The organism is Georgenia muralis (assembly GCF_003814705.1).
GTDB lineage: Bacteria > Actinomycetota > Actinomycetes > Actinomycetales > Actinomycetaceae > Georgenia > Georgenia muralis.
Genome location: NZ_RKRA01000001.1, coordinates 2,283,508 through 2,302,580, shown reverse-complemented (window position 1 = coordinate 2,302,580; position 19,073 = coordinate 2,283,508). Strand labels below are relative to the sequence as shown.

At 73.2% G+C, this 19,073-nt stretch carries 16 protein-coding genes; 9 read left to right on the top strand and 7 right to left on the bottom strand.

The features are described 5' to 3' along the window. Positions 1–61 precede the first annotated feature (61 nt). From EDD32_RS10315 to EDD32_RS10305, 3 genes are read left to right on the top strand one after another with little or no spacing between them, the layout of a single operon-like run. On the top strand, positions 62–2,554 hold the full coding sequence (locus EDD32_RS10315; protein ID WP_123917231.1) for a phosphoketolase family protein: 2,493 nt from the start codon (positions 62–64) through the stop codon (positions 2,552–2,554). 26 nt (positions 2,555–2,580) lie between these two features. Beyond that, complete coding sequence (gene pta, locus EDD32_RS10310; RefSeq protein WP_123917229.1) at positions 2,581–4,722, top strand: phosphate acetyltransferase; 2,142 nt, start codon at positions 2,581–2,583, stop codon at positions 4,720–4,722. Further along, positions 4,719–5,906 carry an acetate/propionate family kinase gene (locus EDD32_RS10305; protein ID WP_123917227.1) on the top strand — a complete coding sequence of 396 codons (1,188 nt, stop codon included), beginning with the start codon at positions 4,719–4,721 and terminating at the stop codon, positions 5,904–5,906. The genes pta and EDD32_RS10305 overlap by 4 nt, the downstream gene beginning before the upstream one ends. Before the next feature lie 265 nt (positions 5,907–6,171). Here the strand turns inward: EDD32_RS10305 and EDD32_RS10300 are convergent, their stop codons facing one another. The 3 genes from EDD32_RS10300 to EDD32_RS10290 form a co-directional block, all read right to left on the bottom strand. Continuing rightward, the gene (locus EDD32_RS10300) at positions 6,172–7,578 is read right to left on the bottom strand and encodes a class II fumarate hydratase (protein ID WP_123917225.1); all 1,407 of its coding nucleotides are present in this window, start codon (positions 7,576–7,578) and stop codon (positions 6,172–6,174) included. Between the two features lie 163 nt (positions 7,579–7,741). Beyond that, positions 7,742–8,863: a GuaB3 family IMP dehydrogenase-related protein gene (locus EDD32_RS10295; RefSeq protein ID WP_123917223.1), complete on the bottom strand. Its 1,122-nt coding sequence runs from the start codon at positions 8,861–8,863 to the stop codon at positions 7,742–7,744. Between the two features lie 28 nt (positions 8,864–8,891). Then, positions 8,892–9,617, bottom strand: coding sequence for an NUDIX hydrolase (locus EDD32_RS10290; RefSeq protein ID WP_246006079.1), 726 nt, complete (start codon positions 9,615–9,617; stop codon positions 8,892–8,894). An 87-nt stretch (positions 9,618–9,704) separates the two neighbouring features. Between EDD32_RS10290 and EDD32_RS10285 the strand changes: the two genes are divergently transcribed. Next, entirely contained in the window at positions 9,705–10,514 is an 810-nt protein-coding gene (locus EDD32_RS10285) for an exonuclease domain-containing protein (RefSeq protein WP_123917221.1), read from the top strand. 6 nt (positions 10,515–10,520) lie between these two features. Here EDD32_RS10285 and guaB read toward each other — a convergent pair whose 3' ends face one another. Together guaB and EDD32_RS10275 are read right to left on the bottom strand one after the other, a co-directional pair. Next, positions 10,521–12,038 carry an IMP dehydrogenase gene (gene guaB / locus EDD32_RS10280; protein ID WP_123917219.1) on the bottom strand — a complete coding sequence of 506 codons (1,518 nt, stop codon included), beginning with the start codon at positions 12,036–12,038 and terminating at the stop codon, positions 10,521–10,523. A 67-nt stretch (positions 12,039–12,105) separates the two neighbouring features. Further along, the gene (locus EDD32_RS10275) at positions 12,106–13,074 is read right to left on the bottom strand and encodes a MerR family transcriptional regulator (protein ID WP_123917217.1); all 969 of its coding nucleotides are present in this window, start codon (positions 13,072–13,074) and stop codon (positions 12,106–12,108) included. Between the two features lie 206 nt (positions 13,075–13,280). Between EDD32_RS10275 and EDD32_RS10270 the strand changes: the two genes are divergently transcribed. Further along, on the top strand, positions 13,281–13,574 hold the full coding sequence (locus EDD32_RS10270; protein ID WP_123917215.1) for a WhiB family transcriptional regulator: 294 nt from the start codon (positions 13,281–13,283) through the stop codon (positions 13,572–13,574). 328 nt (positions 13,575–13,902) lie between these two features. Here the strand turns inward: EDD32_RS10270 and groES are convergent, their stop codons facing one another. Continuing rightward, positions 13,903–14,199 (bottom strand): co-chaperone GroES, encoded by a 297-nt coding sequence (groES, locus tag EDD32_RS10265; protein ID WP_123917213.1) that lies wholly within the window; start codon positions 14,197–14,199, stop codon positions 13,903–13,905. Positions 14,200–14,411: 212 nt separating this feature from the next. Here groES and EDD32_RS10260 point away from each other — a divergent pair, with 212 nt between their 5' ends. After that, positions 14,412–15,608 carry a THUMP-like domain-containing protein gene (locus EDD32_RS10260; RefSeq protein ID WP_123917211.1) on the top strand — a complete coding sequence of 399 codons (1,197 nt, stop codon included), beginning with the start codon at positions 14,412–14,414 and terminating at the stop codon, positions 15,606–15,608. Between the two features lie 82 nt (positions 15,609–15,690). Here the strand turns inward: EDD32_RS10260 and EDD32_RS10255 are convergent, their stop codons facing one another. Further along, complete coding sequence (locus EDD32_RS10255; RefSeq protein ID WP_123917209.1) at positions 15,691–16,746, bottom strand: zinc-dependent alcohol dehydrogenase family protein; 1,056 nt, start codon at positions 16,744–16,746, stop codon at positions 15,691–15,693. A 192-nt stretch (positions 16,747–16,938) separates the two neighbouring features. On the opposite strand from EDD32_RS10255, the gene EDD32_RS10250 reads away from it, so the two are divergent. The 3 genes from EDD32_RS10250 (at position 16,939) to EDD32_RS10240 (ending at position 19,003) form a co-directional block, all read left to right on the top strand. Further along, positions 16,939–18,069 (top strand): glutamate--cysteine ligase, encoded by a 1,131-nt coding sequence (locus EDD32_RS10250; protein ID WP_123917207.1) that lies wholly within the window; start codon positions 16,939–16,941, stop codon positions 18,067–18,069. A 78-nt stretch (positions 18,070–18,147) separates the two neighbouring features. Continuing rightward, positions 18,148–18,504: a PadR family transcriptional regulator gene (locus EDD32_RS10245; protein WP_246006078.1), complete on the top strand. Its 357-nt coding sequence runs from the start codon at positions 18,148–18,150 to the stop codon at positions 18,502–18,504. Between the two features lie 46 nt (positions 18,505–18,550). Then, entirely contained in the window at positions 18,551–19,003 is a 453-nt protein-coding gene (locus EDD32_RS10240; RefSeq protein ID WP_123917205.1) for an HAAS signaling domain-containing protein, read from the top strand. Positions 19,004–19,073 lie beyond the last annotated feature (70 nt).

Genomic DNA, 19,073 nt, shown 5'->3' with positions numbered 1-19,073 from the left:
CCGGTCCGCGGTCCGCCCCTCGCGGCCACCGGGCGCGCCCTTCTCACCGAGGAGTCCCAGGATGACCACCACCCCCGCCGCCCCCGCCGCGTGGCAGCGCCGCTCGGACGCGACGACCGCCCCCCTGGACGCCGAGACCCTGGAGCGGGTCGACGCCTGGTGGCGGGCGGCGAACTACCTCTCCGTCGGTCAGATCTACCTCCACGACAACCCCCTGCTGCGCGAGCCGCTCGACCGCGACCACGTCAAGCCGCGCCTGCTCGGCCACTGGGGCACGACGCCGGGGCTGAACTTCCTCTACGCGCACATGAACCGGGCCATCGCCGAGCGCGACCTCTCCGCCATGTACGTCACCGGCCCCGGGCACGGCGGGCCGGGCCTGGTGGCGAACACCTACCTCGAGGGCACCTACAGCGAGACCTACCCGGACATCACCCAGGACGCCGAGGGCCTGCGCCGTCTCTTCCGTCAGTTCTCCTTCCCCGGCGGCATCCCCTCCCACGTGGCCCCCGAGACCCCCGGCTCGATCCACGAGGGCGGCGAGCTCGGCTACGCCCTCTCCCACGCCTACGGCGCCGCGTTCGACAACCCCGACCTGCTCGTCCTCGCCGTCGTCGGTGACGGCGAGGCCGAGACCGGCCCCCTGGCCACGTCCTGGCACTCCAACAAGTTCGTCAACCCGGCCAAGGACGGTGTCGTCCTGCCGGTGCTGCACCTCAACGGCTACAAGATCGCCAACCCCACCGTCCTCGCCCGGATCCCCGAGGAGGAGCTGGCCGACCTCATGCGGGGCTACGGCCACAAGCCCCACTTCTTCACCGGCGGCTTCGACGGCGAGGACCCCGCCGCGGTCCACCGCCGCTTCGCCGAGCTCCTCGACGTCGTCCTGGACGAGATCGCCGAGATCAAGGCCCGCGCCGTCGACGAGCCGGACATGGACCGGCCGGCGTGGCCGATGATCGTCTTCCGCAGCCCCAAGGGCTGGACCGGTCCGAAGGAGATCGACGGCAAGCGCACCGAGGACTCCTGGCGCTCGCACCAGGTGCCGCTGGCCAGCGCCCGGGACACCGACGAGCACCTCGCCGACCTCGAGGCCTGGCTGCGCAGCTACCGCGCGGAGGAGCTCTTCGACGACGAGGGCCGGCTCGACCCGGCCGTCGCCTCGCTCGCCCCCGCGGGGCACCTGCGGATGAGCGCCAACCCGCACACCAACGGCGGCCTGGTCCTGCGGGACCTGCGCCTGCCCGACTGGCGCGACTTCGGCGTCGAGGTCGACGTCCCCGGTGCACCGATGACCGAGGCCACCCGGGTGCTGGGGAAGTTCCTCACCGAGGTGGTGCGCCTCAACCCCGACAACTTCCGGATCTTCGGTCCGGACGAGACCGCCTCGAACCGGCTCCAGGACGTCTACGACGTCACCGACAAGCAGTGGAACGCCGGCTACCTGCCCACCGACGCCGACGACCACCTCGCCCGCGCCGGGCGGGTCATGGAGGTGCTCTCGGAGCACCAGTGCCAGGGCTGGCTCGAGGGGTACCTGCTCACCGGCCGGCACGGGATGATGAGCTCCTACGAGGCGTTCATCCACATCGTCGACTCGATGTTCAACCAGCACGCGAAGTGGCTCAAGGTCACCAACCACATCCCGTGGCGCCGGCCCATCGCCTCGCTCAACTACCTGCTGTCCTCCCACGTGTGGCGCCAGGACCACAACGGCTTCTCCCACCAGGACCCGGGCTTCATCGACCACGTGGTCAACAAGAAGGCCGACATCATCCGGGTGTACCTGCCGCCGGACACCAACACCCTGCTGTCGACGTACGCGCACGTGCTGGGCTCCAAGCAGTACGTCAACGTCGTCGTCGCCGGCAAGCAGCCCGCGCCGAACTTCCTCGGCGTCGACGACGCCGACCGGCACTGCGCACGCGGCCTGGGCATCTGGGAGTGGGCGGGCACCGAGGTCGAGGGCACGCCGCCCGACGTCGTCCTCGGCTGCGCCGGGGATGTGCCTACCCTCGAGACCCTCGCCGCGGCGGACATCCTCCGCCGGAACATCCCCGACCTGAAGGTGCGGGTCGTCAACGTCGTCGACCTCATGCGCCTGCAGGACGAGAAGGAGCACCCGCACGGGCTGAGCGACCGCGCCTTCGACACGATCTTCACCACCGACCGGCCGATCGTGTTCGCGTACCACGGCTACCCGTGGCTCATCCACCGGCTGACCTACCGCCGGACCGGGCACAAGAACCTCCACGTGCGCGGGTTCAAGGAGGAGGGCACGACGACGACGCCGTTCGACATGGTCATGCTCAACGACCTCGACCGGTACCACCTCGTCATGGACGTCATCGACCGCGTGCCCGGCCTCGCCGCCCGGCACGGCCTCCTGCGCCAGCGGATGATCGACGCCCGGCACGAGGCCCGGGCCTACACCCGGGAGCACGGCGAGGACATCCCGGCCGTGGCGGACTGGGTGTGGCCCGACGTCGGCGACACCGGGACCGAGCGCGGCGGGCCGACGGCGTCGTCCGCCACGGGCGGGGACAACGAGTAGTGGCACCGACGAGGAAGGACGGCCCGATGGCGCGCTCCAGCATCTACATCGCCTCACCGGAGGGGTACACGGGCAAGTCCATCGTGGCCCTGGGCCTGCTGGACCTCATGGCCCGGCGGGTGGGCCGGGTCGGGATCTTCCGGCCGGTGACCCGCTCGGCCAGCGGGGACGACGTCATCGTCAACCTCCTCCTCGAGCACGACGGCGTCGACCTCTCCTACGACGACGTCGTGGGCGTGACCTACGACGCCGTCCACGCCGACCCCGAGGCGGCCCTGGCCACGGTGGTCGACCGCTACCAGCGCGTGGCGCGCCAGTGCGAGGCCGTCCTCATCGTCGGCTCGGACTACACCGACGTCGCCGGCCCGACCGAGCTGGCCTTCAACGCCCGGGTGGCGGCCAACCTCGGCGCCCCGGTGCTGCTGGTCGTCTCGGCGCTGGACCGCTCCCCCGAGGACATCCACAGCCTCGTCGAGATCGCCGTCGGGGAGATCGACCAGGCCCACGCCGCGACCGTCGGTGTCGTGGCCAACCGCTGCGGCGCGGACCAGCTCGACGTCGTCCGTGACCGGCTCGCCGACCTCGGCGTGCCGGTGTGGGCGCTGCCGGAGATCCCGCTGCTGTCCGCCCCCATCGTGCGCGACGTCATGACCGCCCTGGAGGGCGAGCTCATCCTGGGCGACGCCGAGCTCCTCGGCCGCGAGGCCGAGCACATGCTCATCTCCGGCATGAACACCGAGCACGTCCTGGAGCGGCTGCGCGAGGGCCAGCTGTGCATCGCGGCCAGCGACCGGCCCGAGGTCCTCATCACCCTCGCCACGGCGCACGCCGCCGAGGGCTTCCCGTCCCTGGCCGGCGTCGTCCTCAACGGTGGCTACGCCCCCTCCGCCCAGGTGCTGCGCCTGGTCGAGGGCCTCGGGAACCGGCTCCCCGTGATCGTCACCCGCCACGACACGTTCGAGGCGGCGCGGATCGTGGCCGGGACCCGCGGGCTCCTCGCGCGCGGGACCCAGCGCAAGATCGACTCCGCCCTGGGCGTCTTCGAGCAGAACATCGAGCCCGAGTCGCTCATGCGGGTCCTGGACGTGCCGCGCAGCGAGGTCGTCACGCCGCTGATGTTCGAGTCCGCGCTCCTGGAGCGGGCGCGGTCGGACCGCCAGCACATCGTGCTGCCCGAGGGCGGGGACGACCGGATCCTGCGCGCCGCCTCGACCCTGCTGTCCCGCCAGGTCGCGGACCTGACGATCCTCGGGGACGAGTCGCGGGTCCGGGCCCGCGCGGCCGAGCTCGGCCTGGACATCGAGGCCGCCACGGTCCTGGACCCGGCCTGCTCGCCGCTGCTGCAGGACTTCGCCGAGGAGTACACCCGGCTGCGCGCCCACAAGGGCATGACGATCGACCGGGCCCGCGAGATCGTCCGGGGCGTGTCGTACTTCGGCACGATGATGGTCCACCTCGGCCTCGCCGACGGGATGGTCTCCGGCGCCGCGCACACCACGGCGCACACGATCAAGCCGTCCTTCGAGATCATCAAGACCAAGCCGGGCACCTCGATCGTGTCGTCGGTGTTCTTCATGTGCCTGGCCGACCGGGTCCTCGTCTACGGCGACTGCGCGGTCAACCCCGACCCGACCTCCGAGGAGCTCGCGGACATCGCCATCTCGTCCTCCGCGACCGCAGCCCAGTTCGGTGTGGACCCGCGGGTCGCGATGCTCTCGTACTCCACCGGCGAGTCCGGCTCGGGCGCCGACGTGGAGAAGGTCCGCACGGCCACCGAGATCGTCCGGGAGCGCCGTCCCGACCTCTTCGTCGAGGGCCCGATCCAGTACGACGCCGCGGTGGACGCCTCCGTTGCGCGGTCGAAGCTGCCCGACTCCGACGTCGCGGGTCGCGCGACGGTCTTCATCTTCCCGGACCTCAACACCGGCAACAACACCTACAAGGCGGTCCAGCGCTCGGCCGGCGCCGTCGCCGTCGGGCCGGTCCTGCAGGGCCTCAACAAGCCCGTCAACGACCTCTCCCGCGGCGCCCTGGTCCAGGACATCGTCAACACGGTCGCGATCACGGCCGTCCAGGCCCAGGCCGAGAAGGCCGCCGCCGCGGCCGCCGCCGACGCCGCACCCGACACCACCACCCCCGTACCCGCCCCCCAGGAGGCCTCCGCATGACCGACACCGTCCTCGTCATCAACTCGGGGTCGTCCTCGATCAAGTACCAGCTGGTCGACCCCGCGGCCGGGACGGCGCTCGCCTCGGGCCTGGTCGAGCGCATCGGCGAACCGGCGGGCCGGGTCGTGCACAAGCAGGGCGCGCAGACCACCGAGCGCGAGACGGCCGTGGCCGACCACGGCGAGGGCCTGCGCATCGTCACGAGCCTCTTCGACGAGGTCGGTCCCTCCCTCGCCGAGGCGAACGTCGTCGCCGTCGGCCACCGGGTGGTCATGGGCGGGCGGTACTACGACGGTCCCGTGCGCGTCGACGAGGACGTGCTCGCCACGATCGAGCGGCTCTCGCCGCTCGCCCCGCTGCACAACCCCGCGAACCTCACCGGCATCCGGGTGGCGCGCGAGCTCTTCCCCGACGTCCCGCACGTCGCCGTGTTCGACACCGCCTTCTTCCGCAACCTGCCCGACGACGCCGCCACGTACGCCCTCGACCGTGAGGTCGCCGAGCAGTACTCGGTGCGCCGGTACGGCGCCCACGGCACCTCTCACCAGTATGTCTCGACCCGGGCGGCGGAGATCCTCGGCCGCGACCTGGCCGAGCTGCGCACCGTCGTCCTGCACCTGGGCAACGGGGCGTCGGCGTCGGCGGTCAAGGGCGGGCACGCCGTGGACACCTCCATGGGGCTGACGCCGCTCGAGGGGCTGGTCATGGGCACCCGGACCGGGGACATCGACCCCGCCGTGGTGTTCCACCTCGCACGCAACGCGGGCATGAGCATCGACGAGATCGACGACCTGTTCAACAAGCGGTCCGGCCTCAAGGGCCTCACCGGCGTCAACGACCTGCGCGAGCTCCACGACCTCGTCGCCGCCGGTGACAGCGCCGCGCGGGTGGGCCTGGACGTCTACACCCACCGGCTGCGCAAGTACATCGGCGCCTACGCCGCCGTCATGGGTGGCCTGGACGTCCTGGCCTTCACCGCGGGGGTCGGGGAGAACGACGACGTCGTGCGCGCCGACGCCGTGCGCGGCCTGGAGTTCCTCGGCGTGCAGATCGACCCCGAGCTCAACGCCGGCCGCATGAAGGAGGCCAAGGTCATCTCCCCCGCCGGCGCCCGCGTCGCCGTCCTCGTGGTGCCCACCAACGAGGAGCTGGCCATCGCCCGGCAGGCGCTCGCCCAGCTCTGATATGGAGGCCGGTGCCGGGGGACGCCCGGCACCGGCTCACTCGGCAGGGACGCGACGACTCAGCAGGTCGCGGCCACGCCCGCGCCCGCCAGCCCCGACTCACTCAGCAGGAACGCGACGACTCAGCAGGGTTGCGGCCGAGTCGGCATGAAAGTTCATGCTAACTCGGCGCGAACCGGCTGAGTCGGCGTCGCCGACCTCCGCCGCAGACCGCCAGCCGGGTCCGCGCCGCCCCGCGGCCCCGCCGGCGCAGGACCAGCGGGGCTCAGGCCTGGCGCGGCGCGGTCATGGACCGGACGTCGAGCGCCTCGTCGAGCTGCGCGGGGGTGATCTCACCGCGCTCGACGTAGCCGAGGTCCTCCACCGCCGCGCGGACGGTGATCCCCTTCTTCACGGAGTGCTTCGCGATCCTCGCGGCCGCCTCGTACCCGATCACCCGGTTGAGCGGGGTGACGATCGACGGCGAGGACTCCGCCAGCTCCAGGCAGCGCTCGACGTTCGCGACGAGCCCGTCGACGGTCTTGGTCGCCAGGACCCGCGAGACGTTGCCGACCAGGGTGATGGACTCGAGCAGGTTGCGTGCCATGACCGGCAGCATGACCAGCAGGTCGAAGTTGCCCTGGGCGCCGGCGAAGGCGATGGCGGCGTCGTTGCCGATGACCTGCGCGGCGACCATGACGGTCGCCTCGGGGACGACCGGGTTGACCTTGCCGGGCATGATCGACGAGCCCGGCTGCAGGTCGGGCAGGGCGAGCTCGCCCAGGCCCGTCCGGGGCCCGGAGCCCATCCACCGCAGGTCGTTCGCGATCTTGGTCAGTGACACCGCGATGGTCCGCAGCGCCCCCGAGGTCTCCACGAGGGAGTCCTGGGCGGCCTGGGCCTCGAAGTGGTTCCGGGCCTCCACGAGCGGCAGACCCGTGTTCTCGGCGATGAGCTCGATGACGCGCGCGGAGAAGCCGGGCGGGGTGTTGATGCCGGTGCCGACGGCGGTGCCGCCGAGCGGGAGCTCGGCGAGACGCGGCAGGGTCGCCTCGACCCGGGCGATGCCGTACCGGATCTGGGTGGCGTAGCCGGAGAACTCCTGGCCGAGCGTGATCGGTGTGGCGTCCATGAGGTGCGTGCGCCCGGACTTCACGACGTCGGCGAACTCCTCCGCCTTGCGCTCGAGGGACGCCGCGAGGACCTCCAGCCCCGGCAGCAGCTCCTCCGTGACCGCCTGCATCGCCGCGATGTGGATCGAGGAGGGGAAGACGTCGTTGGAGGACTGGGAGGCGTTGACGTGGTCGTTGGGGTGGACGGGTCGGCCCAGGATCGTGCCGGCGAGGTTGGCGACCACCTCGTTGGCGTTCATGTTCGATGACGTCCCGGAGCCGGTCTGGAAGACGTCGATCGGGAAGTGGCGGTCGTGCATGCCGGCGATGACCTCGTCGGCGGCCGTGGCGACGGCCTGGGCGACGTCCTCGGGCAGGACCCCCAGCTCGGCGTTGGCCAGCGCCGCGGCGCGCTTGACCTGCCCGAGCGCCGCGATGTGGTGCGCGGACAGGCCCCGCCCGGAGATCGGGAAGTTCTCGACCGCGCGCTGGGTCTGGGCGGAGTAGAGCGCGTCCCGCGGGACCTTCACCTCCCCCATCGTGTCGTGCTCGATGCGGAAGTCGTGGTCGCTGTGCGTCACTGCTGCTCCATCCCTGGTTCGCGACGGCGCGCCCGCGCGCCGTTGTCGCTGCCATCCTGGCCCATCGGTCGCGCCCGGTTCCACCTCGTGCGCGGGCTCGTCCACCCCGGGGCGGGCCCCGGGTCGGCGTCCGCGCAGCTCGCACCGACGCGGTGCCGCGAGGTCAGCCGCTGTACGGGGACACGACAACCTCGACCCGCTGGAACTCCTTGATGTCGGAGTACCCGGTGGTCGCCATGGTCCGGCGCAGCGCGCCGATGAGGTTGACCGTCCCGTCCGCCTGCGTCGAGGGACCGTGGAGGATCTCCGCGAGGGAGCCCACCGTGCCCACGTGCACACGCTCGCCGCGGGGCAGGACGGGGTGGTGCGCCTCGGACCCCCAGTGCCACCCGCGCCCGGGCGCCTCGCTCGCTCGCGCCAGGGCAGCACCCAGCATGACGGCGTCCGCACCGCAGGCGATGGCCTTGACGAGGTCCCCGGAACGGCCCACGCTGCCGTCGGCGATGACGTGGACGTAGCGGCCCCCCGACTCGTCGAGGTAGTCCCGCCGGGCGGCGGCCACGTCCGCCACCGCCGTCGCCATGGGGACGTGGATGCCCAGTGAGCGCCGCGTGGTGTGCGCCGCCCCGCCGCCGAAGCCGACGAGGACCCCCGCGGCGCCGGTGCGCATGAGGTGCAGGGCCGCGGTGTAGGTGGCCGCACCGCCGACGACGACGGGCACGTCCAGCTCGTAGATGAACCGCTTGAGGTTCAGCGGTTCGGCGCGGGAGGAGACGTGCTCGGCCGAGACGGTCGTGCCGCGGATGACGAACAGGTCGACGCCAGCCTCGACGACCGTGCGCCAGTGCTCCTGGGTGCGCTGCGGCGACAAGGACCCTGCCACCGTGACGCCGCCGGCGCGGACCTGCTTGAGGCGGGCCGTGATGAGCTCGGGCTTGACCGGCTCGGCGTAGAGCTCCTGCATCCGCACCACCGAGCGCTCCTCGGAGAGCTCGGCGATCTCGGCGAGGATGGGCTCGGGGTCCTCGTACCGGGTCCACAGACCCTCGAGGTCCAGGACGCCGATGCCGCCGAGCCGGCCGAGCTCGATCGCGGTGGCCGGGCTCATGACGGAGTCCATCGGCGCGGCGAGGACCGGCAGGTCCACGTGGTACGCGTCGATCTGCCAGCTCACCGAGACGTCCTCGGGGTCGCGGGTGCGCCGGGAGGGGACGACGGCGACGTCGTCGAAGCTGTACGCGCGTCGTGCGCGCTTGGCCCGGCCGATCTCGATCTCGTTGCTCACGCCCCGAGGCTACCGCTGCGGCGCGCGCTCACCACGTGGCGTCCGCGGGCGGGACGGCGAGGCCGCGGGCGGCGTCGTAGCCGAAGACCACCTCACGGGAGGTGTCCCAGGGGAGCGTCCAGCCGAGCTCGGCGAAGAGGTGGTCGAGGAGGTTGCCGGTGAAGCCCCACACCCAGCCGCTCCTCGTGCGGAAGCCGGCGCTGCGGAAGACGGCGCCCGAGGGGGCGGCGATCCGCACCGTCGCCCGGGCTGCCGGGTCGAGGAGGTCGCCCACCGGGACCCGCAGGGTGTGGAGCACCTCCCCCGGCTCGACGACGGTGACGACGTCGGTGTGCTCCGTCCAGCCCAGCACCGGGGTGACGGCGTACCGGCTCACCGGGACCAGGACCGGGGGGAGCGGACCGAGAACCTCGACCCGCCCCGGGTCCAGGCCGGTCTCCTCCTGCGTCTCGCGCAGGGCCGCCCCCACCTCCCCCGCGTCGTCCGGCTCCACCCGCCCGCCGGGCAGAGCGATCTGGCCGGGGTGGTGGCGCAGGTGGTCGGCACGGCGGACGAGGAAGACCTCGGTGCCGGCCACGGTCGGGGTGAACAGCGCGAGGACGGCAGCGGCGCGGTAGTCGACGGCGGTGGCGGCGTCGTAGGTGTGCAGGCCGCCCAGGGGCGTCATGGTCCCGGTCCGCCCGCGCTCGGCCAGCGCCGCCAGGTCCGCCCGCGCGCGCCCGGGCGTGGCGCCGGCTGCGGGGTGGCTGTCCACCGGCCCAGCGTAGGTCCGGTGGGTCCCCGCGGGGTTACCCCTGCGTGGGTGGTCGGTGCCAGGGTGGGGGCAGTGAAGGAGACCACCATGACCAGCTGGCCGGACGGGCCGTTCCTCGGGTTCGACACCGAGACCACCGGCGTCGACGTCGACCGCGACCGGATCGTGACGGCCGCCCTGGTGCGCCGCGACGCCACGGGGACGTCGGTGCGCACGTGGATGATCGACCCCGGCGTGGAGATCCCGGCGCCCGCTGCCGCCATCCACGGCGTGAGCACGGGGCGGGCCCGGGCCGAGGGCGCCCCACCCGCCCGCGCCCTGGAGGAGATCGCCGAGGAGATCACGCGGGCCCAGCGCGAGGGCGTGCCGCTCGTCGCCTACAACGCCGCGTTCGACCTCGCGCTCCTCGAGCGGGAGCTGCGCCGCCACGGCCTGGTCCCGCTCGCCGAGCGGCTGGGCCGCGACTGCATGCCGGTCATCGACCCGCTGGTCCTGGACCGCGCGCTCGACCCCGAGCGGCAGGGGCGGCGCACACTGGGCGACCTCTGCCTGCACTACGCGGTGGCCGACGGGGCCGACCTGCACACCGCCGAGGTCGACGTCGTCGCCACTCTCGACGTCCTCGGGCGCATCGCCGCCCGGTACCCCGACCTCGCGGGCCGCACCCTCGCCGAGCTGCACGACTGGCAGGTGGTGCGCCACCGCAGCTGGGCCGAGGGCGTGCGCACGGCGAGGGCGGAGCGTGGTGCGAGCGGTCCCGGACCCGACACCGGATGGCCGATGCCTGTCGGGCCGGCGGCCCCGGGCCGGCCCGTGGTCGCCGGGTGGTCCCGGCTCCGCGGGTGGCTCCGGCGCGCCGGGTGGTTCCGGCTCCCCGGGCGGCTCCGGCGCCGGTGACCTCGCTCAGCGCCCGCCGGCGTAGTTGGGGGCCTCCACGGTCATCTGGATGTCGTGGGGGTGGGACTCCTTCAGTCCCGCCGAGGTGATCCGCACGAACCGACCTCGCTGCTGCAGCTCGGGGATCGTGCGCGCGCCGACGTAGAACATCGACTGGTGCAGCCCGCCGGTGAGCTGGTACGCCACGGCGGAGAGCGGGCCCCGGTAGGGCACGCGACCCTCGACGCCCTCCGGGACGATCTTGTCGTCGGTGTCGACGTCGGCCTGGAAGTAGCGGTCCTTGGAGTACGAGACCCGTCCCCGCGAGGCCATCGCCCCGAGGGAGCCCATCCCGCGGTAGTGCTTGTACTGCTTGCCGTTGACGAAGATGAGCTCACCGGGCGACTCCTCGCACCCGGCGAGCAGCGAGCCGAGCATGACCGTGTCCGCCCCGGCGACGAGCGCCTTGGCGATGTCGCCGGAGTACTGCAGCCCGCCGTCGGCGATGACCGGCACGCCGGCCGGCTTGGCCGCCTGGGCGGCGAGGTGGACCGCCGTGACCTGCGGGACGCCGACGCCGGCGACGACCCGGGTGGTGCAGATCGACCCGGGGCCCACCCCGACCTTGACGGCGTCGACCCCGGCGTCCACGAGCGCCTGCGCCCCCTCGCGGGTGGCGACGTTGCCGCCGATGATCTGCAGCGACGCGAAGGCCTTGTCCTTCTTCATCCGGGCGATCATCTCCAGCAGGAGCCGCGCCTCGCCGTTGGCGGTGTCGGCGACGAGGACGTCGGCGCCGGCCTCGGCCAGGGCCGCGGCCCGGTCCCACGCGTCGCCCCAGTAGCCGATGGCGGCGCCGACCATGAGCCGGCCGTCGTCGTCCTTCGTGGCACGGGGGTACTGCTCGGACTTGACGAAGTCCTTGACCGTGATGAGCCCGCGCAGGCGCCCGGCGTCGTCGACGAGGGGCAGCTTCTCGATCTTGTGCTTCGCCAGCAGCGCGGCGGCGTCGGCCGACGCGATGCCGACCGGCGCGGTCACGAGCGGCATGGGGGTCATCGCGGATCGGACGGCGCGGGTGGCGAACTCCGCCGGCGGGATGAACCGCAGGTCGCGGTTGGTGATGATGCCCAGCAGCACGCCCTCGCGGTCGACGACCGGCAACCCGGAGACGCGGTACCGCCCGCAGAGGGCGTCGAGCTCGGCCAGGGTGGCGTCCGGCCGGATGGTCACCGGGTCGCTCACCATGCCCGACTCGGAGCGCTTGACCACGCGCACCTGCTGGGCCTGCTCCTCGATGGAGAGGTTGCGGTGCAGGATGCCCAGGCCGCCCTGCCGGGCCATCGCGATGGCCATCCGGGCCTCGGTGACGGTGTCCATCGCCGCGGACACGAGCGGGACCCGCAGGGTGATCCCGCGGGTCAGCCGGCTCGAGGTGTCGACCTCGGAGGGGATGACGTCGGTCGCCCCGGGCAGGAGGAGGACGTCGTCGTAGGTCAGCCCCACGAGGCCGAACGGGTCTGCGGGTGCGGTCGTCTCGCTCACCCCGTGATAGTACGTGCGCGCAGCGCGCGCCCGCCGTGGCGTCCCGCTCCGCGCGGGGCCCGGGTGCTCAGTCCTCCAGGATCCCGGCGATCTCCTCGACCGCCGCGGAGGGCGTGCGCACCCGCCGGACGCGGGGCAGCCAGACGTCGGGCGGGTGCTCGCCGAGGAGGAACACCTCGATGTCCCCTCGCTCGGCCACCGCGCGGACGAGCTCCTCGGCCCCCGGCGGGTGGCCCAGGACGGCCAGGACCCGCGCGCCGCGGCTGTCCAGGGCGGCGAGGAGGTCGGCGGCACCGCCGGCGTTCTCGGCGCGCAGCACCCGCGCGCTCACGCCGCGCTCGGCCAGGGCACCGCCGATGACGTGGGCGCGCAGCCGGTGGTCGTGCCCGGCGCACAGCAGGACCGTGCGCCGGGGCTCGGCGCCGGTCCGGGCGTGGTGGCCGCGTTCCGCCTGTGCGGTGACGTGGCGCACCGCGGTGAGCACCGCGGCCTGGACCATCTCCTCGGGGTCCACGCCGGGACGGTCCGAGCGGTCGCGCTTGCCGAGCATCGACAGCGCGGGCCGGGCCAGCGACGTCCACGCGCGCACGATGCCCTTCTCACGGACCTCCTGGGCGAGCATGCGCTGCACGCGCGGCTGGTCGGGCTCCATCGCGGCGGCGGCCAGGGAGAGCGGGTCCACGAGCAGCGGCTCGTGCGGGACGGACGGCCCGGGCGCGCCGTCGAGGGACGGGGCCTGCTGGAGGTCCTCGGGGTCGGCGCTCATCGCCGCGCGGGCGGCGTCGGCGGGGGCGACGCCCTGGAGGGTGAAGTGGCGCATCCGCTCGAGCCGGGCCACGTCGTCGGGCGAGTAGCGCCGGTGCGCGCCGGCCTCGTGCGCCGTGGGGCCGAGGCCGTAGCGCCGGTCCCAGGTGCGCAGGGTGGACGCCGCCACGCCTAGGCGGGCCGCCACCGCAGCCACGGTCAGGGGGACGCCCTCCTGGGCCTGGATGGCGCTGTCGTCTCGGCCGTCGCCGGCGTCGGGGGTCGCCGTCATCGCCTCGGCTCCACCCTCTGCGACATGGTCATGAAGCGATCTTGACGCGATCCATGCCCGCGTGCCACTCGACCCGGTCGCACCGCCGACGAAACGTTTCGTGAATCAGTTCCGAAAGGGGCTTGAACAAGTTGCGCATCGGTTGGTAGGTTGAGCGCGGCAACATCGATTCGCCGAGTGGTCGGCGTGACGGAAGGACGAACGACATGGCTGAGCTGTCAAGGCTTCCCGGCCCGGTGATGGACCTCTGGGAGTGGCAGTACGAGGGCGCGTGCCGCGATGCCGACCCGGACCTGTTCTTCCACCCGGAGGGTGAGCGTGGGGGTACCCGCCGCCGGCGCGACGAGGCAGCGAAGGCCGTCTGCGCCACCTGCCCGGTGATCAACGAGTGCCGGGAGCACGCGCTCAAGGTCCGTGAGCCGTACGGCGTCTGGGGCGGCCTCAGCGAGGACGACCGCCTGTCCATCCTCTCCGGCACCACCGAGCGCCGCGCCTCCTGACCGCTGCGGGCGGCCTGGGCCTGCAGGGGAGCCCCGGCGGCTCGGCGCCGACACTCCGCACGCCCGGCGCGTGACCACTCGACCAGCACGACGAGGCCCCGGTCTCCTTCGGGAGGCCGGGGCCTCGTCGCGCTGTCAGCCGCTTCGTCGCGCCGTCAGGCGCGGTTCACGTCTCGTCCACCGTGACCGCGCTCGCCCCGGGCCTGGTGACCACTCGAGATGACGAAGCCCCGGTCTGCTCCAAGAGACGAGGCCCCGGTCTGCCCCAGTTGACGAAGCCCCGGTCTCCACCAGGAGGCCGGGGCTTCGTCGCGCTGTCAGGCGCGGGTCACTTCTCGACGATCGCGAGGATGTCGCGCGCGGAGAGGATGAGGTAGTCCTCGCCGGCGTACTTCACCTCGGTGCCGCCGTACTTGCTGTAGATGACGACGTCGCCGACGGCGACGTCGAGCGGGACGCGGTTGCCGTTGTCGTCGACACGGCCCGGACCGACAGCCAGGACGGTGCCTTCCTGGGGCTTCTCCTTGGCGGTGTCCGGGATGACCAGACCGGACGCCGTGGTCTGCTCGGCCTCGAGGGTCTGGACGACGATACGGTCCTCGAGCGGCTTGATGGAGACCGACACTGCGGACCTCCCCTTCGCATGTGATTGGACGGATCAGGGATGACGCCACCATCACCGTGGACGCCCGCCGTCGCGGGGGTCGGGCGCGTCAGGTTCCGGAGGCGCTGCCGCGGCCAGCGGCCGCGTCTGGTGCCAATCTAGGCGTGAGTTAGCACTCGGTCAAGGTGAGTGCCAACGTGTCCCCGCCGGCCGGTCGGTGGCACGATCGACGGGTGGACCCCTCCGCCGTCGCCGCACTGCTCAGCCCCGAGGGCCGGGCCCTCCTGGAGGGTCTGCCCCCTTACGCCGAGGTGGACGCGCTGCGTCTGGGCACGGCCCTGCGCGCGCGGGGGACGGACCCTGCCATCGTGGCAGCGGCCCTGACCCAGGCCCGGCTGCGCCAGCGCGCCCGGGCGAAGTTCGGCGACGCCGCGGCGACGATGTACCTCACCCCGGCCGGCCTGGAGCAGGCCACCCGCCGGGAGGTGGCGGCGCACCACGCCCGGCGCTACGCCGCCGCGGGCGCCGGCCTGGTCGCGGACCTCGGCTGCGGCCTGGGCGGGGACGCCATGGCCCTCGCCAACGCCGGCGTCCGCGTCCTGGCCGTCGAGGCCGACGCGGCGACGGCGGCCCTGGCCGCCGCCAACCTCGCTCGCTTCCCCGGGGTGGAGGTCCGCCACGGCGACGCCCTGGCGGTCTCCCTCGACGGGGTCGACGCCGTCTTCGCCGACCCGGCCCGCCGCACCGGCGGTGGCCGGCGCGTCTTCGACCCGGCGGCGTACTCCCCGCCGCTGGGGGCCCTGCTGGACCTGCGGACCCGGGTGCCGGACCTCGGCCTCAAGGTCGCGCCCGGCATCCCCCACGCCGCCCTGCCCGCCGACGCGCACGCGCAGTGGGTCAGCGTCGACGGTGACGTCGTCGAGGCGGGCCTGTGGTTCGCCGGCCTCGCCCCCGAGGGCCCGGGCCGCTCGGCCCTCGTCCTCGGGCCGCGCGGCACGGCCGTGCTCGCCGAGCCCGCCCCCGTCCCGGCGGACGCACCGGTGCGCGCCGGGCAGGTACGCCCGCTGGCGGCGTTCCTCCACGAGCCCGACGGTGCGGTCATCCGCGCGGGTCTCGTGGCCCGGCTGGCCGAGGACATCGGCGCCGGACTGGTGAACGAGGACATCGCCTACCTCACCGGTGACGCCCCGGCCGCGAGCCCGTTCGCCACCTCCTACCGGGTGCTCGACCTGTTCGACTTCGGTCTCAAGCGGCTGCGCGAGTACCTCCGGACCCGGGACGTGGGCGCCCTGACCATCAAGAAGCGGGGCACCGCCGTCGAGCCGGAGCAGCTCCGTCGGCGGCTGGGACTCGCCGGGCGGGCGAGCGCGACGGTGGTCCTGACCCGCCTCGCCGGACGCCAGGTCGTGATCGTCGTCGAGCCGGTGTGACAGCGCCCGGGCCGGCCAAGGCCACGGCGCGCCGCACGCGCGAGGGCGCGCCGCGGAGCACTCCGCGGCGCGCCTGGGCGGATCAGCCAGAGATGACCACCTTGAGCGCCTTCGTCTCGGCGGCGCGGCCGAAGGTGTCGTAGGCCTCGAGCATCTGGTCGAAGGTGAAGCGGTGGGTCGCGAACTTCTCGGCCGGCAGCTTCTTCTGGGCGACGAGCTTGAGGAGCATCGACGTCGTCGACGTGCTCACCAGGCCCATGGTGATCGCGATGTCCTGGATCCACAGGTCCTGCAGCGGGAGCTCGACGGCCTTGCCGTGGACGCCGACGTTGGCGACCGAGCCACCGGGCCGGACGAGCTTGAGGCACGTGTCGAAGGTCGCCGGGATGCCGACGGCCTCGATCGCGACGTCGACACCGAGACCGTCCGTCATGGCCTTGACCGTCTCGACGAAGTCCGGCGACCCGCTGTTGACGCCGTCGGTGGCGCCGAAGGCCTTGGCCATCTCGAGCCGGTTGTCGTCGAGGTCGATGGCGATGACGCGCGCCGCGCCGTAGAGGCCCGCGGTCATGATGGCGGCCAGACCGACCGGCCCGGCACCCACGACGGCGACGACGTCGCCCGGCTCCACCTTGCCGTACCGCACGCCGATCTCGAACCCGGTGGGCAGGATGTCGGAGAGCATGACGGCGGCGTCGTCGGAGACGCCCTCGGGCACCTTGTACAGGGAGTTGTCGGCGAAGGGCACGCGGACGTACTCCGCCTGGGTGCCGTCGATGAGGTGGCCGAAGATCCAGCCGATCCCGCTCGCACCCTCGTCCGCGAGGCAGTGCGCGTACAGGCCCTGGTGGCAGTACGAGCAGGAGCCGCACGCGCTGATGCACGAGATGATGACCCGGTCACCGACCTTGAGGGTGGTCACCGCGGCGCCGACCTCGGTGATCGTGCCGACACCCTCGTGGCCGAGGATGCGTCCGTCGGTGACGGCGGGGACGTCGCCCTTGAGGATGTGCAGGTCGGTCCCGCAGATGGTGGTGGTCTCCACCTTCACGACGACGTCGGTGGGGTCGATGATCGTGGGGTCCGGGACGTCCTCCCAGGCCTTGTTGCCGGGTCCGTGGTAGACGAGTGCCTTCATGGTTCCTCCGAGCCGGTGCCCTGCAGCATCGGTCGGTGCTGTGACACAGGACACGCTCGTCCCAGCGTCCTCGTCCCGCTATGTCCGGGAACGGGCCCTTGGTCCCGAGCACGGTCCGGCCGCCCGCGCTCGTGGGCCACCCCGGCCCGGGCGTGCTTCGCGGCCGGGCGCCACGCACGGCACACTGGCCCCGTGGACCTGCCCTTCGCCCCCTCGCGGCGCTCGACGGTCGGTCTGGAGTGGGAGCTCCAGCTCGTCGACGCCGACTCTGGCGACCTGCGCCAGGCCGCCACCGCCGTCCTCGACGGCGTCGCCCTCCCCGGCGGCCGCGGTCACCCCAACGTCCACCCCGAGCTGCTGCTCAACACCGTCGAGGTCGTCTCCGGCGTCAGCGAGAGCGTCGGCCAGGCGGGCGCCGACCTCGCGCGCGCGGTGACGGACCTGCGCGCGGTGACCGACCCGCTGCGCATCGAGCTGGTCGGCGCCGGCACGCACCCGTTCGCGCGGCCGGCCTTCCAGAAGGTCACCAACCAGGACCGCTACGCCACCCTCATGGACCGGACCCGCTGGTGGGGCCGGCAGATGCTGCTCTACGGCGTGCACGTCCACGTCGGCATCGAGGACCGCGCCAAGGTGCTGCCGATCATCGGCGCGCTGCTCACCCGGTTCGCCCACCTGCAGGCGCTCGCCTCGTCCTCGCCCTTCTGGGCCGGTGAGGACACCGGCTACGCCTCGAACCGGGCGATGATGTTCCAGCAGCTGCCGACGGCCGGCATCCCGTACCAGTTCGGGCGCTGGGCGGATCTCGAGCACTTCGTCGGGGACATGACCCGCACGGGCGTGATCGACTCCTTCGACGAGCTGCGCTGGGACATCCGTCCGTCGCCGCGGCTGGGCACGATCGAGGTGCGGGTCTGCGACGCCTCACCCACCCTGCGCGAGACGGTGGCGCTCTCCGCGCTGACCCACTGCCTGGTCGAGCACTACTCGACGATGCTCGACCGCGGGCTGGAGCTGCCCACCGTCCCACGGTGGTTCGCGGTGGAGAACAAGTGGCGCGCCGCCCGGTACGGGATGGAGGCCATCCTCATCCTCGACGACGCGGGCGAGGAGGAGCTGGTCGGCGAGACGGTCAGCCGCATGCTCACCGAGCTCGCGCCCGTCGCCGAGCGCCTCGGCTGCGTCGAGGAGCTCGCGGACGTCGCCGCGATCGTCGACGGCGGAGCCTCGTACCAGCGCCAGCTCGCCGTCGCGGGAGGGTCTGGTCTCGACGGGGTCGTGGAGTCCCTGGTCCGGGAGATGCGCGCGGGCCACCCGCTCTGAGTCCCGGCGCGCTCGTGGCCGCTCCTCCGCATCGACAGGTACTTGTCATCACCCAGTAGTCGGCGATACCGTCGCAGCGTGGCCCCTGCTCCCCCGCGCGACCCCCAGCTGCTCAAGGGCGTCCTGCCGATGCTCGTCCTGGCGGTCCTGCGCCAGCGCGACTCCTACGGCTACGACCTCGTCGTGCGCCTGCAGGAGACGGGGCTGACCGACATCTCCGCCGGGTCGGTCTACCCGGTGCTGGCACGTCTCGAGCGCGAGGGCCACCTGCGCTCCTACCTCGTGCCGTCCGCGTCCGGGCCCGCCCGCAAGTACTACGCGCCCACCGCGGCCGGCCTGACCCACCTGGCCGAGCAGCGCCGTGCCTGGCAGCAGCTGGGCAACGTCGTCCGCATGGCCCTGACCCCGCCGCCACGAACCGAGGAGTCCCCATGACCACACCGCCCGCCGCGAGGCCTACCTCGCCGGCCTGGCCCTGTGGATGGACGAGCACCCCGGTCACGAGCGACGGGCGGTGCGGGCCCAGCTGCGCACCCACCTCGACGAGGCCGCCGCCCACTCCTCGATGCGTGAGGCCGTGGCCTCGCTCGGCAGTGCCCGGGCCCTCGCCCAGGAGTACATCGCCGCACTGCCCCCGGGCCGGGTCCGGTGGGCCCTCGGCCTGAGCTGGGCGACCGGCTGGCTCCTCCTGTGCCTCGTCGCACTGGCCGTCTTCGCCTCCGCGCTGGCACAGGTCGCGCCCGACCTGCCCGGCGGCGCGAGCGCCCGGCTGCTGTGGACGGAGGTCACGGTCGTCCGCTCCGCGGACGCGGCCTCCCTCGAGGTGACGAGCACGGTCCCGTGGGGCCTCGTCGGGGCGGCCGCGCTCTTCGTGACGACGTCGCGGCTGTGGCGGGTCCTGCCCGGACGGCGCCGGGAACCGGTGGGGGCCTGACCGCTCGATGCCTGACGGGACGCCGCCGGGACCGGTCGACGCCCGACGCGACGGCGGCTGACGGGAGCGC